Origin of the sequence: Komagataeibacter europaeus, from assembly GCF_002173515.1 — a bacterium.
Classification (GTDB): Bacteria; Pseudomonadota; Alphaproteobacteria; order Acetobacterales; family Acetobacteraceae; genus Komagataeibacter; species Komagataeibacter europaeus.
In genome coordinates, this window is the sequence record NZ_CP021467.1 from 826,943 (window position 1) to 843,222 (window position 16,280).

The following is a 16,280-nucleotide window of genomic DNA, read 5'->3' on the forward strand; positions in this document are numbered from 1 at the left end:
GATAATCACAAACCTGTCCGGTCAATGAGTCGCGCCATCCCCCGTTCCGGATGGCGCAACAGGCGGGGGTAGAAACGGATGGATGGCACGGGCGGGGAAAAGCCCTCCGATCACGACGATCATGCTCAGAACGATGACAAGCACCGTCAGTTCCGGACGCATCTGCCGGTTCAGGCTGACGGAGGGTAACGCCGGGGACGCCATCATGGTCCGGACGATGTTCAGGTAATAATACAACCCGATAATACTGCCGATTATAAGGAAACAGAGCAGCAGGTCACGCTGATGTTCAACACCGGCCGCGGCGATGCCGAATTTCGCGAAAAAACCGATTCCGGGTGGAATACCCGCAAGCGAAAGCAGCATGAGCGACATGACCGACGCCAGGAATGGACGACTGGAAAACGCGCCCTTCCATTGCGCGACAACCCTGCCATCCGGCCCGCCGGGGATGGCAAAGGCATCCATGGCCGCAAATACGCCCAGTGTATTGACGGTATAGGCCGCAAGATAAACGCTCACGACCCCGGATTGCAGACGGCCCGGACACACGAAGGCAATCAGCAGATATCCCATGTGCGCAATGGATGAATAGGCCATAAGGCGTATGAAACCGGCCTGGCGCAACGCCATCAGGTTGCCACCCATAATGGTCAGGATAATGACGCCACACAGGATGTCATCAAGGAACGGAGGCTGGTTCTGCGTCCCGAAATAACGGACCAGCGCGGAAAATATCGCAATTTTCGAAACCACGGCCACAAACGCCGCCACGGGCACGGGTGCGCCCTCCATCACATCGGGCAGCCACATGTGGAAGGGGACCGCGGACAGCTTGAAGAACATGCCGGCCAGAATCATGATCGTGGCGGCAACCGGCAATGCGGCGGGAACGGCACCTGCCGCAATGGGCGGCATGAACCGCAGGGATCCCGTGACACCATAGGCCAGGCCGATACCGAACAGGAGAATGGCGGAAGAAACACCGGACAGGATCAGGTATTTCATCGCGGCCTCATGACCCGGCACGGCGCGGTGTCCGAAGGTCACAAGTCCCATGATGGAGACGCCCAGTATTTCCAGACCCAGAAAAAACGGCATGTAATTCGCACTGAACACCATGGCCAGCGCACCCAGCGTACCCAGCATGAGCAGCAGGGGATATTCATCTTCCCGCGCGACCCCCGCATCCCGCCATGACATGAGCATGATGCACAGGGTGGAAAACATGATCAGGATGGCCGTACAGGCCGTCCATCGATCCTGAACGAACAGGCTGTCGCCACCATCGGGCGCCTTGCCCGTATGGTGCCCCACGACCGTAATGGCCAGCAGCAGCATGCCGGTGGCGCACAGGAAGCCGCGTCCCACCGAACGCCGCCATGCCGTCGCGGCAAGCATGACCATGATCCCGATGGATACGACCAGCAGCGGGGCCGGCACGAAGATGTCATGCCCGATCATGGCGTGGTACCCCCCGGACCGGCCATGGCCGTGGCGGGCAGGGGAAGCGGGGCGGAAAATATCATGAAAGGCTGCGGATACAGGCCCAGCAGGACAAGAAAGGCCATGACACAGGCAAAGACCGCCATCTGCCAGGACGGAAGATCCGTTACCGGTCGCGTATCCGCCCGCGGTGCAGCCAGAAAGATGCGGTTGACCATCCGCAATGCATAGATGGCGGCCAGGACCAGTCCCGTCGCCGCCAGTGTCGCAAGCAGGGGACTGATGCGCCATGTCGCCAGCAGCACCAGGAACTCACCGGTAAAATTCCCCAGTCCCGGCATGCCGAGGGCTGCCATGGCAAAGAACAGCCCCGCGCTGGACAGGCGTGGCATGGCGGCCCACAATCCGCCAATACGGTGCATGTCACGCGTATGCAACCGGTCCTGGATAGCGCCCGCGATCAGGAAAAGTGCCGCCGTGCCCAGGCCGTGGGCCAGCATCTGCATGACCGCCCCCAGCATTCCCATGCGGGAACCGGCAAAAATGCCAAGGAGCACAAAACCCATGTGGCTGATGCTGCTATAGGCGATCAGGCGCTTTACATCATCCTGCGCGCTCGACAGCCACGCCCCGTACAGGATGCCCGCGACACCCAGCCCCATGGCGATGGGGGCAAACCGGGCGGCGGCATCGGGAAACAGCATGACATTGAAGCGGATCATGCCATACCCCCCGGTCTTGAGCAGGATGCCCGCCAGCAGTACGCTGGCCGCGGTCGGGGCCTGCGTGTGGGCGTCAGGTAGCCAGACATGGACCGGCACCACCGGCAGCTTGACAGCGAAGGCGATGAAGAACCCCAGCATGAGCAGCATGGCGCCGGTGGGGGACAGGGATGTGTGGGCCAGCGTGAAGTAATCAAACGTCAGCACGCCCGTCTGCCGGTAATGCGTGATGACCAGACCGAGGATGGACAGCAGCATGACCAGCCCGCTGCCCTGCGTGAACATGAAAAACTTCATGGCGGCGCGCTGCCTGTCCTCATGCCCCCATGCGGCGATCAGCCCGGCCATCGGCACCAGCATCAGTTCCCAGAAAAAGAAGAACATGAACAGGTCCGTGGCCAGGAATGTCCCGATGACGCCCGTAAGGGTCGCAAGGAACAGGAAACGGAACGCCCCGGCATGCGCCGTGACCTGACGGGTGGCAAGCAGTACGCACAGAAAACACAGGATAAGCGAAAGCCAGATCAGCGACAGCGAAAGACCATCCATGTCCAGCCTGACCGCAATGCCCATGGCCGGGATCCATGGCATGGCAAAATGCCCCGGCCACGGCCCCGCATGGGCGCGGTGGCTGAATGTGGCCATCGCCAGCACAAGCGTTTCCACAACCAGGGTTGCAAGCACCACCCACCATGACGCATCGCGCATGGACGGACTGGCACGGGGCCACATGCGTCCGGCCCCCCAGGCCAGTCCCCCACCCATGATGGGCAGGAGCACAAGGACGGGCAGGGGGTTCATGACAGTACCGCCATGGCCAGCCCCGCGCACAGCCCGCCTGCGATCCATGCCGCATACCACCGCACGCGGCCATTCTGGAACAGGCCCGGCAGGTGACCTGCCCATCTGGCCGTTCCGGTCGCCCGCATGGCCAGCATATCCAGCAAACCGGCCCGTACCCCGAGAATTCCGGCACTGGCCGCCCGTGTCAGCCGCCCTGTCCCGGTTATGGCATGACCGGGGATATCAAGCCGTGTCAGCCATGCCAGCAGGCGGAAGGGCTGCACGAACACCCGGTCATACAGCACATCCATGCCCCGGCCGGTGCGGGCGGGACGGATAACGCCCGCCTGCCCGGGTATTTCGCGCATGACGGGCGAAGGACGCCCCCACAACACCCATGCGACCCCAAGCCCGGCAAGCGGCGCGAGCGCACCGGCCAGCACAAGCCAGACCGGTTCATCCGCATGGGATAATGGCGTTCCGGGATCAAGAAGGGCGCTGAACAGATGAAGGGAGGGGAGTGTATCCGGCATTTCAATGACTCCGCCAAACAGCGAGAGCACAGACAGGCAGACCAGCGGAATGCCCATGAGGCGTGACGTCCGGCCCGCAGCCCTGGTTCCCGCCTTCCCGCAAAAGACGATGAAGACACAGCGGAAAATGTACAGCGCGGTCAAGAAGGCCCCCAGCAGGGCAATTCCCCATAGCGGATGCCCGCTCAGGGTCCATTCCCGCGTCAGGCCAAAATGGACGTGCCATACGCCAGACAGGATCATTTCCTTGCTGTAGAACCCGGCCGTCACCAGCGGCAGGCCAGCCAGCGCGGACGCCCCCGCGACAAAGGCTGCGGTCAGTCCCGGCATGGCGCGGCGCAGGCCGCCCAGACGGAAAATATCCTGCTCATGGCCGGCGCGCATGATAACGGCGCCCGCCGTCAGGAAAAGCAGCGCCTTGAAGAAGGCATGGGTCATCAGATGAAACAGCGCCGCCTGCCACACCCCGCACCCAAGGGCGAGAAACATGTAGCCAAGCTGGCTGATCGTGGACCATGCAAGGATACGCTTCAGGTCGGACTGCACCAGCGCCGTGCACGCCCCCATAAGCAGGGTCAGCGCCCCAAGCACCGCCGTCAGCGCCATGACGGGGGCGGCCATGGCAAACAGGTCATGCACCCGCGCGATCAGGTAGACACCCGCCGTCACCATGGTGGCGGCATGGATAAGGGCGGAGGTCGGCGTCGGCCCGGCCATGGCGTCCGGCAGCCATGCCTGGAAGGGGATCTGCGCCGACTTGGCTAGCGCCCCCACCAGTATGAAGGCTGCCGCCACATTCACGCCAGATGCGGGCAAACGTCCGTCCGCAACCGATGCCAGCACGCTGCCGATGCGCAGGGAACCCGTCGCACAGGCCAGCAGCAGCAGGCCGCACAGCAAGGCCACGTCCCCCATGCGTGTCATGTAGAAGGCCTTGCGCGCGGCAGCGGTATTGGCGGGATCATCATACCAGAACCCGATGAGCAGGTAGGAACACAGCCCCACGCCTTCCCACCCGATGAACAGGCACAGCAGGTCGGACGCCAGCACCAGTACCAGCATGGCGGCCACGAATAGCGTCATGCAGCCAAAAAAGCGCGCGATGCCCGGATCGTCGCGCATGTAGCCTGCGGCATAAACATGGATCAGCAGCCCCACGATCGTGACGACAAGGACCATGACCATGGAAATCCGGTCCAGCGTGAAGGCGATATCCGCCGAAAGACCCGCAACACGCATCCATGGCCATAACGTCACCTGCAATCCCCCCGCCACAGGCCCGGACAGGAGCATGACGGACAGGATGATGCTGAGCACGGCGGAAATCCCCACCCCGGCACAGGCAACCGTCCCGATGGCCCGTGCGCCCATGCGCCCGGCGGATAGGAACACGAGCAGCGACGCCGCAAGCGGGCAGAGGACGAGAAGGGGAAGAAGGATTTCAGCCATGGCCCTATCCCCGCAGCAGGTTGCCGGTATCGGCATCCAGCGTGGGACGCCCCCGGGCATGCAGGCACACGATGATGGCAAGCCCCACCGCCGTTTCCACGGCGGCGAGGGCAAGGATCAGCACGAACATCACCTGTCCCGTCGCATCATGCCAGCGCGCGCCCGCCCCCACGAACACGAGGGCCGCGGCATTGAGCATGATGTCCAGCGACATCAGCATGAACACCATGTTGCGCCGGACCAGAACGCCCGCCAGGCCGATCGAAAACAGGACCGTGGCCACAAGCAGGGTATCGTTGAAGGAAAAGGCGGTCATGTCAGCGTCCTCCCGCCCGGTTGCGCCCGATGTAAAAGGCCGAGACCAGACCGGCCAGCAGCAGGTAAGACACCAGTTCCACCACCAGCACGTAGCGGCCGAACAGGTCCGCTCCCACGTCATGCACCGTAATGGCGGCAGGAACGGGTGCAGGCCCGGATAACGGGCTGGTGCAATAAAGCAGTTCCGCGCAGATAATGGTGGCCAGAACGCCCGGCCCCAGCCATGCGCGCGGCCGCAGCCATTCCTTTTCACGCGCGCTGTCCGGCTGACCCAGATTGAGCATCATGATGACGAAGACGAACAGCACCATGATCGCGCCGGCATAGATGATGATCTCCAGCATCGCGGCAAATGACGCGCCCAGCATGACCAGCACCGTCGCCAGCGCCAGCAGCGTCACCACCAGGTACAGCACCGCATGCACCGCCACCCGCCGGGTAATGACCATGATGGCCCCCACGACGGTCACGCACGCGGCAAGAAGGGCCAGGGCATGCATGACGGTTACGGCAGCAGGGAATGGAGATCGACCGGCGGGCGTTCGCGTTCGGACGCGCCACGCGCCTTGCCGGGAACGGGAATGCCCGCGACATGGTAGAAACTGTAATCGGGATATTTCCCGGTCCCGCTTATCAGCAGGTCTTCCTTTTCATAAACAAGGTTCGACCGCGCGTATTCGCCCATTTCAAAATCGGGCGTCAGCTGTATGGCGTAGGTGGGGCAGGCTTCCTCGCACAGGCCACAGAAAATGCAGCGGGAGAAGTTGATGCGGAAATATTCCGGGTACCACCGGCCATCGGCTTCGGTTTTCTGCAGGCTTATGCAGTCCACCGGGCAGGCGACGGCGCACAGGTTGCACGCGACACACCGCTCCGCCCCGTCGGGATCGCGCGACAGGATGATGCGCCCGCGGTAACGCGGCGGCAGGTAGGGCGGCTGTTCGGGATACTGCACGGTCGCGCGCCGGTGGAAGGCATGCAGCGCCGTCAGGAACAGGGTGCGCAGGGTATCAAGCATGGGAGATGCCTTTGCATCAGGCGTGTCATCAGGACGCGCGCAGCATGAGGATGGTTCCGGTCGCCATGACATTGAACAGTGAAAGCGGCAGCAGGATTTTCCAGCCCAGCGCCATCAACTGGTCATAACGCGGACGGGGCAGGCCCGCCCGCAGCAGGATGAAAAACACCACCACGCCCCCTGTCTTGAGCGCAGACCACACGGCAGGCGGCAGGAACGGCCCGCGCCACCCCCCAAGGTAAAGCGTGGTCACAAGGCTGGAGACCAGGATGATCCCGGCATATTCGGCAATGAAGAACATGCCGAACTTCATGCCCGAATATTCGGTATGGAACCCCGCGCCCAGTTCGTTCTCCCCTTCGGGCAGGTCAAAGGGCAGGCGGTGCGTCTGTGCAATGCCAGCCAGCATGAACACGACAAAGCCAAGGCATTGCGGGATGATGAACCATACCCCCGCCTGCGCCGCCACGATGGCGCGCAGGTTGAATGACCCGGCCATCATGACCACGCCCAGCACGGACAGCCCCATGAAGACTTCGTAACTGATCATCTGCGCCGCCGCCCGCATGCCGCCCAGCAGCGCGTATTTGCTGTTGGACGACCACCCGGCCAACACCACCGCATAGACCCCAAGCCCCATCATGCCGAGGATGAACAGCAGCCCGACATTCATGTCCCCCGCAATACCCGTACCCATCGTGAGCGGAATGGCGGCAAAGGCCAGCAGGACCGTCATCATGCCAATGGCCGGCGCCGCGACAAATATACCCCGGTCGGCAAAGGGGGGGATCCAGTCCTGCTTGAACAGGATCTTGGTCCCGTCCGCCACGGCCTGGAACATGCCGCCCGGTCCCACGCGGTTGGGCCCGTACCGGTCCTGCCATACCCCCAGCAGCCGCCGTTCGACCCATGTCAGCACGGTGGCAAGGCCAAGGATGACAAATGGCGTGAGAATGATGGCGGAAAGCGCCGGATACGTCATGACCGTTCCCCTTCGTCCGGTATCCGCTCCAGCCGGGCCACGCGGGGAAAACGGAATGCACGCGCGACCATGTGCGCCGGGCACAGGACAATGCCCGCAGGCAGTCCGGGCACAGGTTCGACGGGCAGTACGTGCGCTCCGTCATCCAGATGCAGCACCATGTGGCGTGATGTCGCCATGGCGGCAGGCAGTCCCAGCGCTGGCGCGGTTGCGCGCGCCATGACGGATGGGGAATGCATGCTCAGTTCCTCGCTGCCGAACAGGCGCGTATCGGGCAGCACCACAACGGTGTCTGCCTGCGCGGTATGCGGCGTGGGAATATCCGTGGCATAAGCGTATGGACGCGGCCCCGCTTCATCAGATGCGGTGCGCGACAACAGCCGGATACCGGATGCCCCGCCACGCATGTCGCCCCCGATTTCGTGCTGGAAACGGTTCAACGCCTGAACCGAATTCCACGGAGACGCCTGATAGCCCGACACCAGCGCGGCGGGCATATCCGGCCCAAGGGCCCCTTCCATCGAACTGCTGAAGGGGGCGTCCGGACTGCCAGGTGGCGGCTGGTCACGCACGTTGACGAAGGAACGGATGACGGTCCGCCCGCTGGCGCGGTAGGTCTGGCTACGCAGTTTCTGGCCATTCATGCGGTAGTCCGCCCCCGGTGCGGCCTTTGCCGCAGGGGCAAAGCGGGGAAACGCCACCGCCATGGCCGCAAGGACATCATCCAGATCCCGCCAGCCGGTCAGTCCCGCCATATGCAGCATGGACGGGTCAAGGCCACGGGCCAGCGCCTGTACCCACCGCCAGCCGGCCTGTATGGGGGCAGGGGGAAAGACTGCCTGAAAAAAGCGTTGCGCCCGGCCTTCCTGGCTGACCAGCGTGCCGCTGCATTCGCTGAAGGCCGCAACCGGCAGGACAAGGCTGGCCTGCTGGCACAGCGGTGTGGCGGTATGGTCGATCACGACGATATCGGCAACCGCCGCCACCAGTTCCGCCACATCCGCCGGGGACAGATGGCGGGTCAGGTCATTTTCCGTAATGACCAGGGTGGAAATTTCGCCCGCCCGTGCCTGTTCCATTACCGTTTCCAGCGGCATCCCCCCCATCATGGCCAGCCCCATGCTGTTGCATTCCGGCAGCACCAGCGACAGGCCCGCTTCAGGCGTGGCGCGCGCAAGGGCCGCGACGATACTGGCGGCGGCCTGCATCAGGGCGGGGGCGCCATACTGCATGCCGGATACAACCAGCGGCTTTCCGGCTGCCACAAGCGTATGCGCGATACGTGCGGCAAGCAGCACGTCATCCGGCGCCAGATCCGTGACGGCCGGGGCGGCGGGATCAATTTCATGGGCGATGGCAAAGCCAAGCCGGGCGATGTCATCGGGGGCGGCGCGCAGGGTTTCCGCGGCGACCCCGTCCAGATCGGTTGGAGCGGGCGTGAGGACATACAGGCCGGACGGGCATTCGGCCCCCAGCGTGCGCACCGCCGCATCCATCCAGCGTGGCACCCTGGCGTCGTCCGCCGTATGGAAGGACGCCTGCCGCACCGACTGACGCAGAGACAGGCCAAGCCGGGGCGCGGTGGCGCATACGTCCTCGCCCAGTACCAGCACGGCATCGGCGCTTTCCATTTCATGCAGGGTGGGCAGGACGCCGGGGTGGCGGTCGAGCAGGGCATGGGCCAGTTCCACGCATTCGTGTTCCTGCCGCGTCTGGCCGGTGCAGAAATGCTGCGGACCCACCAGCGCATGCAGGCTGAAGCAGGTCTCCAGCGCCGCGCGGGGGGAGGCTATGCCCACGACCCGCCCCCGTGCCGCCATGCGTGCGAAGGCCGTCAGGGCGTCCGCCACGGGGACCGGCACCTGCTGCCCGCCAATGGTGCGCAGCGGCGTGCGGATCCGTGTCGGCGCGTTGACAAAGCCATGTCCGAACCGGCCCCGGTCGCACAGCAGGTAGCGGTTGACATCCGTATTGTAGCGGTTGAGGACACGGCGAAGGGTCTCCTCACGCGCATTGGCAATGGTATTGCAGCCCACCGCGCAGTGTACGCACACCGATGGCGCGCCACGCATGTCCCATTTGCGACTGTAGACGGCGGAAAAGGGTTTGTCGGTAAATACGCCGGTCGGGCAGATTTCCACCAGGTTGCCGCTGAAGGCGTTCTGCAGCGTGCCATCTTCGGCACGCCCGAAATACACATTGTCATGGGACGCAAAGACCGCCAGATCGTCCCCACCCGCATAATCACGGTAGAAGCGCACGCAGCGGTAGCAGGCGATGCAGCGGTTCATTTCATGCTTCACGAACGGCCCGAGATCCTGATTGCGATGGGTCCGCTTGGTGAAGCGGTAGCGACGGGCGTTGTGCCCGGTCATGACCGTCATGTCCTGCAGGTGGCATTCGCCGCCTTCCTCGCATACGGGGCAGTCATGGGGGTGGTTGACCATCATCCATTCGATGATGCTGGCGCGGAAATCCCGGGCTTCCGGGTCGTCAATGGATATGATGGTATTTTCGCTGACCGGCGTCATGCAGGCCATCACGATGCGGCCCTTCGTGTCATCAGGCCCGCTGAACTGCCTGATGGCGCACTGGCGGCACGCGCCAACGGAGCCGAATTCGGGATGCCAGCAGAAATAGGGCAGGCTGGCCCCCGCTTCCAGGCAGGCCTGCAGCAGGTTGATGCCGCTGCGTGTCGGGCAGTCCCGTCCATCAATGCGGATGCTGGTCATGGTCATGCCCCCGGCTGCTGCGGGCAGCGGCCTTGCTGGATGTGGGCGGCAAAATCGGCGGCGAACAGTTTCAGTCCACTGGCAAGCGGCGCCATCGCCCCCGGCGCATGGGCGCAGAAGGTCCGGCCCGGGGCGCCCAGCATCCGGGCATGGCGGCCTAGCTGGTCCATGTCCTCCTCCTGTCCCGACCCGTTCTCGATCGCGTCCAGCAGGCGTTCCACCCATGGCAGCCCGTCACGGCACGGGGTGCACCACCCGCAGGATTCCTGTGCAAAGAAATGTTCCAGGTTACGGATCATGCCGATGGGGCAGGTCCGGTCATCCAGGATGATGGCCATGCCGGTCCCAAGCCTGCTGCCCGCCTTTTCCACCGATCCGTAATCCATGGCGACATCGATTGCCGTCGCGTCGAGAAAGGCGGTGGACGCCCCGCCGGGCAACAGGGCGCGCAACCGGTAGCCTGGGCGCATGCCACCCGCATGGTCTTCAATGATCTGGCGCAGCGGGGTGCCGATGGGCAGTTCCCATGCGCCCGGCTTCACGACCCGCCCGCTGACGCCATAGATCTTGGTGCCGCCATCTTCCCCCAGCCCGAGGCCCGCGAACCATTCCGGCCCGTTGGTGATGATATGGGGCAGGTTGCACAGTGTCTCGACATTGTTCACCACGCTGGGCGCGCCCCACAGGCCGCCGGTCTGGGGAAAGGGCGGCTTGCTGCGCGGTGTGGCGCGGCGACCTTCCAGCGCGGTCAGCAGGGCGGTTTCCTCGCCACATATGTAGCGTCCGGCGCTGGAATGCACATGGATGTCAAAACTGAAGCCGGAGCCGAGGATATTCTCCCCCAGCCAGCCCTTCTCCCTTGCTTCCCCGATCGCTTGGTGCAGGCGCGCGCAGGCCAGATGATATTCCCCGCGCAGGAAGATGACGCCATGCCCCGCCTGCACGCCATAGGCCGCAAGGATCATCCCCTCGATCAGTTGCAGGGGATTGCCCTCCAGCAGCAAGCGGTCCTTGAAGGTGCCCGGTTCCATCTCATCGGCATTGGCGATCAGGTATTTGCGGCGGTCGGCTGCGGGCTCCTTTGGCACGAAGCTCCATTTCTGCCCGGTTCCGAAGCCAGCGCCCCCACGCCCGCGCAGTTTCGAGCGTGTCACCATGTCAATGATCCCGGCCGGGGCAAGGCGGCCCAATGCGTTGCGCGTGGCCTGCCACCCGCCTGCACGTTCATATGCCGCACAGTCCGGTGGCCCGGCGGCGGGATCGATCATGGCGGTCAGGGGCCGTTCGGTCGGGGGCGTCATGGCGTGTCCCTCAGCGTGTCGATCAGGCGGTCAAGGGTGGCCGTGTCCACATCCCCATGCAGCGTGTCATCAACCAGCATGGCCGGGGCATGGTCACAATGCCCGATACAGACCGTGGGCAGCAGCGTAATGGCGTTGTCCGCCGTGGTTTCGCCCGGCTTTATGCCCAGCGTCCGGCATAGATGGGCGCAAAGCGGTCCACGCCCCATGATCCAGCAGGAAACGCTGTCGCACAGCATGATCACATGCCGCCCGACCGGCCGGCGGAACAGCAGGTTGAAATAGGTGGCGATACCGTCCAGATCATCGGCCGACATGCCCAGCAGGCCAGCCACTTCGCGCAGGTGCGCAGTGCTGACCCAGCCAAAGCGGGCCTGCACCAGCCGCAGGGCCGCGACACCCGCGCCACGCGGATGCGGTTCCCGCGCCGCAAGCGCCAGGATTTCCGCCCGCACGGGCGCGGGCAGGGGGGCTTCAGCGGTCAACATCGGCCATGACGAAGTCAATGCTGCCCAGGATCGCGATCAGGTCCGCGATCATGATGCCGCGGCTGAGCAGCGGGATCATCTGCAGGTGGGCAAAGGACGGGGTGCGGATGCGGGTGCGGTAGGACGTGGTGCCCCCATCGCTGATCAGGGTATAGGTATTGACGCCTTTCGTGGCCTCGATGCTGGCGCGCGCTTCCCCCGGTGGAATGACCGGTCCCCAGCTTACGCCGAGGAAATGGTGGATCAGCGTTTCGATGTCATGCATCGTGCGCGCCTTCGGCGGCGGGGTGGTCAGCGGGTGGTCGGCCTTGACCGGGCCCGCGGGCATGTTGTCCACGCACTGGCGGATGATGCGCAGGCTCTGGCGTATTTCCTCCACATGCACGGCAATCCGGTCATAACAGTCGCCATTGGCGCCGGTGGGAATGTCGAATTCAAGCTGGTCGTAACAGGCATAGGGCGCATGCCTGCGGTAATCCCACGCCAGGCCCGTGGCGCGCAGCCCCGGCCCGGTGACACCCCATTCGATGGCTTCCGCCGTGGTATAGGCGCCGATCCCCTTCGTCCGTGCGCGAAAGATGGGGTTGCGCATGACCATCGCATCGTATTCGTCCAGCCGTCCGGGCAGGTCATGCAGAAAGGCGCGGACCAGTCCCTCCCACCCTTCGGGCAGGTCCATGGCCACGCCGCCGATGCGGAACCATGCCGGATGCATGCGAAAGCCGCAGATCGCCTCGATGATCCCGAACACGCGTTCGCGGTCGGTAAACATGTAGAATACCGGCGAAAGCTGCCCGACATCCTGCGCCATGGTACCGTAGAAGACGAGGTGGCTGGCAACGCGGAACAGTTCCGCCAGCATGACGCGGATCATCTGCGCGCGTGGCGGCACGGTAATCCCGGCCAGTGTCTCGACCGCCATCACGTAGGGGAAATTGTTCATGACCCCGCCAAGGTAGTCCACCCGGTCGGTATAGGGGATGTAGCTATGCCACGACTGGCGTTCCCCCATCTTTTCCGCGCCGCGATGGTGGAAGCCGATATCGGGCACGGCATCGACAATCCGCTCGCCTTCCAGTTGCAGCGCGATACGGAAGACCCCATGCACGCTGGGATGATTGGGGCCGAGGTTGAGGAACATGAAGTCGCTGTGGTCACTGTGACGCCGCATGCCCCATGCGGAGGGATCAAAGCGCATGGCGTCCTGCTCGCGTGCCTCGTGTTCCTCCGTCAGGCTGTAGGGCGGCATTTCGGTGGCGCGGGCATGGTGATCCCTGCGCAGCGGGTGCCCGGTCCATGTGGGTGGGGTCAGGATGCGGCGCAGGCAGGGATGGCCATGGAAATGGATGCCGAACAGGTCCCAGACCTCGCGTTCATACCAGTTGGCGTTGGGCCACAGGTCACTGATGCTGGGAAGGGCGGGGGCGGTTGCGCCAAGGGGAACCTTGATCCGTACCTCATCCATGCGCGCGGTCAGGGAAATCACATGATAGACGACCGTGAAAGCCGCCTGTGGCTGTCCGTCGCGGTGGGTGCGATCGCGTTCGTCTATGGCCGTCAGGTCCAGCAGCATGAGGGATGTGGCGGCCGGGGCCTTCAGTGCAGCGAGAACGGGGCGAAGGTCGGCCGCCGCAATCCAGATGGCGGCAACCCCGTCGCACGCGGGCTGGATGGCCAGCGCCCCGTTGGGAAGCCGGCCAGAAATCTTTTCCGCAAGTCCCTGTTCGCGGGCGGGAGAAAGAAGGGTGGTCATGACGTCAGATCCCGTCAGGCGTGCGCAGGTCGCGCATGCCCTGCCGGTGGGCGCGCTTTTCATCGCGCAGGCTGGGCGGTGTGACGGGTTGGGCGCCCTGCGGCCCCATCAGCCAGCTAAGGGGCCTGCGCTGCGTGCCGATGGATTTCTGCAGCAGCAGCAGTCCCTCCAGCAGTGCTTCGGGACGGGGGGGGCAACCGGGCACATACACATCCACCGGCAGGAAGCTGTCCACGCCCTGCACGACACTGTAAATGTCGTACATGCCGCCGGAATTCGCGCACGACCCCATGGAAATGACCCATCGTGGCTCCAGCATCTGGTTGTACAGATGCTGGATGACCGGAGCCATCTTGACGAATACGGTGCCGGAAATGACGATCAGGTCAGCTTCGCGTGGGGTGGCGCGCAGGACTTCGGAACCGAAGCGGGCAATGTCGAACTTGCTGGTGAACGCCGTCGCCATTTCCACATAACAGCATGACAGCCCGAAATTCAGTGGCCAGATGGAGTTTTTCTGTCCCCATGCCACGAAATCCTGCAACCGGCCCATGACCAGATTACGGCGCAGGGTCTCGCTGAAACCGGGTGTGGCACGCGCAGGCCCGGCCGCATCGGGGGAAGAAAGGAACCAGTTCATGATACGTGATCCCCGTGCGTGTCCGCCATCTGGCGCTGGCGGACACGCGGCCCCCAGTCCAGTGCCCCGGCACGCCACAGATAGGCAAGGGAGACGCCCAGAAAGACAGTAAAGACAAGGACCGCGCCATAACCGGTCCATCCCGTTTCGGTCACAACGGTTGCCCATGGCAGCAGAATGGCCGTTTCCACGTCAAAGATGACAAAGAACATGGCCACCATGTAATACTGTACAGGCAACCGCAGATGTGCCGACCCCGTAGGCTCCATGCCGGATTCAAAGGGCATGGACATGGAACGGCCCATGGCCCTGCCGCCCCGCCGGGTACCGGTGATGGCGGACAGCCCAAGCATGCTGGCCAGAAGCATGGCTATGACCATGGCACAGGCGAATACCGACCATATATTGGAAATGTTTTCCATGACGGGCATTTCCGTTTCTGTTCGTTTTATTTGCAACGGAGGCGATCTGCACCATGCCATGTGCATTGATGCGCAATAACCGGCCAATACTGTATAGGCGTCACCTGCATGCCTTGATATATCTGGCGATGCACGAAATGCCAGAACAGGCTGCCAGTCGCCTATACGCGGCAGGATCGGGGAAGTTGCGACCGGATCATGCAAGTTTTTCAAAGAACAGGGCCATGACGACATCCGCGCATGACCCACGCCTCACGGCTTATGAATCTCTACAAGGCGGCATGAAATGCGCAAACCATCGATGTCAGGTCGTAAACGGATAAGAGTTGTGCAGCCCCGGTGGCCCAGGCGGGCGTTCCGGACCATGTATCCCAGGGCTTATCGCATGGCGGCATTCCCGCGCAGAAAGGGCAGCTTCCCCGCACGATCGGACAGACACGCGGCGGCCTGAATTCAAATCTTCATGCTGCCCATGATGACGCGGGGCGTCCCGCGCCATCAAAACCCATCAGGCCGGATTTTCAGGAAAATCCTGGGAAATGGCGCGTTTCAGGGCAGTGAAATAGGAGGCCCTGAATTGCCTGCTCAGGGGTGCGTCGGGAATGAACACGTCAAAGACATGATAGGCACCGGGGATAACACAGACCTCCGTCGGCACGCCAGCAGCCATCAGGCGCCGGGCATATTCCAGATCCTCGTCCAGAAACAGGTCAAGGGAACCCACGCCGATATAGGCGGGCGGCAACCCCGTCAGGTCCGTTGCGCGAAAGGCCGCGGCATATTCCGAAATGCCCGGGCTTCCCGGCGTCTTGCCGAGATAGGCATTCCATGCGTAATGATTGGCGGAACGCGTCCAGATATATTCGCCCAGGGCAGGCGATGGCATGAGCGTTGTTCCGGTCCGATCATCCAGCATGGGATAAATCAGCAGCTGGAAAAGGACTTTGATTTCCGCCCGGTCGCGTGCCAGCAGGGCAAGGCAGGCTGTCAGGCCCCCGCCTGCGCTATCGCCGCCAATAATCAGGCGGTTCCGGTCAATTTTCAGGTCGGGTGCATGGTCGTGCGCCCATTTCAGGACAGCATAGCAATCCTCGATCGCCGCAGGGCAGGGGGCTTCTGGTGCCAGACGATAGTCAACCGAGAAGATGACCAGACCCAGTTCACTGACCATCTGCCGGCAGCGTGCATCATCGACTTCCGGCGTGCCGCTTACGATACCGCCACTATGGATATAGACCAGCGCGGGGGCGTTCGGGGAACTGGCGACAGGCCTGTAGGTCACGACCGGAACATCAGGGGCACCAGCGGGCCCGGGCACGTGGCATTCCCCGACCAGGACGTCAGGATGCCCGGCAACCCTGACGCTGCGGATTGCGGAAATGAATGCCTTGCGTGTCTCCTCCAGGGTCGCATCCGAAAGACCATCAAAGGAGGGCAGGACCTTCAGGGCCGCGCGAAATTCCGGGGCGACGGGATTGTGAGGCATGACTGTTTCTCCGCGTTATCTTTTCCTCACGATAGGCGGCATCGGATCAGAAGCATCATCACGTCCAACTGATTGAACAGAAAGTGTTATTCAGGGAATTTCAGGCTCATGAATCCGGGGCGGTCCATACAGGCGCATTGTTTCATGCTGGAATATGCGGGTATGCGTTTTTTGTATTTATGTTACTTCACCTATATTTTATCTTAT

14 protein-coding genes are annotated in these 16,280 nt (G+C 63.2%); all 14 read right to left on the reverse strand.

What is annotated here, in order from left to right; genetic code table 11:
• Positions 1-21 precede the first annotated feature (21 nt).
• Entirely contained in the window at positions 22-1,464 is a 1,443-nt protein-coding gene (locus tag S101446_RS03670; protein WP_087607641.1) for an NADH-quinone oxidoreductase subunit N, read from the reverse strand.
• Positions 1,461-2,969 (reverse strand): complex I subunit 4 family protein, encoded by a 1,509-nt coding sequence (locus S101446_RS03675; protein WP_087607642.1) that lies wholly within the window; start codon positions 2,967-2,969, stop codon positions 1,461-1,463. Before S101446_RS03675 ends, S101446_RS03670 begins: the two co-directional genes overlap by 4 nt.
• Positions 2,966-4,933, reverse strand: a complete 1,968-nt coding sequence (nuoL, locus tag S101446_RS03680) for an NADH-quinone oxidoreductase subunit L (protein WP_087607643.1) — start codon at positions 4,931-4,933, stop codon at positions 2,966-2,968. The genes S101446_RS03675 and nuoL overlap by 4 nt, the downstream gene beginning before the upstream one ends.
• Positions 4,934-4,937: 4 nt before the next feature.
• The gene (gene nuoK, locus S101446_RS03685; protein ID WP_019092110.1) at positions 4,938-5,249 is read right to left on the reverse strand and encodes an NADH-quinone oxidoreductase subunit NuoK; all 312 of its coding nucleotides are present in this window, start codon (positions 5,247-5,249) and stop codon (positions 4,938-4,940) included.
• 1 nt (position 5,250) lies between these two features.
• Entirely contained in the window at positions 5,251-5,751 is a 501-nt protein-coding gene (nuoJ, locus tag S101446_RS03690) for an NADH-quinone oxidoreductase subunit J (protein ID WP_087607644.1), read from the reverse strand.
• A gap of 5 nt (positions 5,752-5,756) precedes the next feature.
• Positions 5,757-6,269: an NADH-quinone oxidoreductase subunit NuoI gene (gene nuoI, locus S101446_RS03695; protein ID WP_010510243.1), complete on the reverse strand. Its 513-nt coding sequence runs from the start codon at positions 6,267-6,269 to the stop codon at positions 5,757-5,759.
• Between the two features lie 28 nt (positions 6,270-6,297).
• Entirely contained in the window at positions 6,298-7,251 is a 954-nt protein-coding gene (nuoH, locus tag S101446_RS03700; protein WP_087607645.1) for an NADH-quinone oxidoreductase subunit NuoH, read from the reverse strand.
• Positions 7,248-9,983, reverse strand: coding sequence for an NADH-quinone oxidoreductase subunit NuoG (gene nuoG / locus S101446_RS03705; RefSeq protein ID WP_087607646.1), 2,736 nt, complete (start codon positions 9,981-9,983; stop codon positions 7,248-7,250). Before nuoG ends, nuoH begins: the two co-directional genes overlap by 4 nt.
• 2 nt (positions 9,984-9,985) lie before the next feature.
• Positions 9,986-11,284 (reverse strand): NADH-quinone oxidoreductase subunit NuoF, encoded by a 1,299-nt coding sequence (nuoF, locus tag S101446_RS03710; protein WP_087607647.1) that lies wholly within the window; start codon positions 11,282-11,284, stop codon positions 9,986-9,988.
• Positions 11,281-11,772 (reverse strand): NADH-quinone oxidoreductase subunit NuoE, encoded by a 492-nt coding sequence (nuoE, locus tag S101446_RS03715; protein WP_019086130.1) that lies wholly within the window; start codon positions 11,770-11,772, stop codon positions 11,281-11,283. Before nuoE ends, nuoF begins: the two co-directional genes overlap by 4 nt.
• Positions 11,759-13,525, reverse strand: a complete 1,767-nt coding sequence (gene nuoC, locus S101446_RS03720; protein ID WP_087608819.1) for an NADH-quinone oxidoreductase subunit C/D — start codon at positions 13,523-13,525, stop codon at positions 11,759-11,761. Before nuoC ends, nuoE begins: the two co-directional genes overlap by 14 nt.
• Before the next feature lie 4 nt (positions 13,526-13,529).
• Positions 13,530-14,165 carry a NuoB/complex I 20 kDa subunit family protein gene (locus S101446_RS03725; protein ID WP_019092103.1) on the reverse strand — a complete coding sequence of 212 codons (636 nt, stop codon included), beginning with the start codon at positions 14,163-14,165 and terminating at the stop codon, positions 13,530-13,532.
• Positions 14,162-14,587, reverse strand: a complete 426-nt coding sequence (locus tag S101446_RS03730) for an NADH-quinone oxidoreductase subunit A (RefSeq protein WP_167376415.1) — start codon at positions 14,585-14,587, stop codon at positions 14,162-14,164. Before S101446_RS03730 ends, S101446_RS03725 begins: the two co-directional genes overlap by 4 nt.
• A 508-nt stretch (positions 14,588-15,095) precedes the next feature.
• Complete coding sequence (locus S101446_RS03735; protein WP_087607649.1) at positions 15,096-16,073, reverse strand: alpha/beta hydrolase; 978 nt, start codon at positions 16,071-16,073, stop codon at positions 15,096-15,098.
• Between the last annotated feature and the right edge of the window lie 207 nt (positions 16,074-16,280).